At 48.4% G+C, this 459-nt stretch carries 1 protein-coding gene; it reads right to left on the reverse strand.

The features are described 5' to 3' along the window. Window positions 1-136: 136 nt before the first annotated feature. The coding region (locus L990_RS20245; RefSeq protein ID WP_047451704.1) for a hypothetical protein at window positions 137-459 on the reverse strand (323 nt) is incomplete at its 5' end.

Consider the following 459-nt stretch of genomic DNA (forward strand, 5'->3'; position numbering starts at 1 on the left):
GTCTGATACGGGGAAAGTGTTAAGAAACCTCGAAGTGCATTTTGCCAAACTGGCAGTATAAAAAACAAAGCGCAGCTGTGGTGGCTGCGCTGGTGTTATGGCGAATCTTATAGCTAGATAATGTACTGACTCCCGCTTACTGCTGCTTGTAGTGCTCTATCACGTTTTCGCATACAGCCATTATTGCTGAATAATCTTCGCCTTCTTCAATATACTTCTTATACATTGCTAGAGCATTTTGGCAAAGAGTGTCGTACAGCGGAGAGCCGCACAGCTGCGCTACCACCATCATCTTTATATACTTGTACGGCCCCCAAAAGTAGCGATTACGCTCATCGAGCGTATCCAAACTCATCCACAGGTCGAGCACGTGCTGCGGGTTGCTGTAGTACTCCATCTGCTCCACCACCTCGGCAAAGCGCTCCTTTAACGGTAAGAGGTACGCTGCCAGCTCCTCCT

The organism is Alistipes sp. ZOR0009, assembly GCF_000798815.1.
Taxonomy (GTDB): domain Bacteria; phylum Bacteroidota; class Bacteroidia; order Bacteroidales; family ZOR0009; genus Acetobacteroides.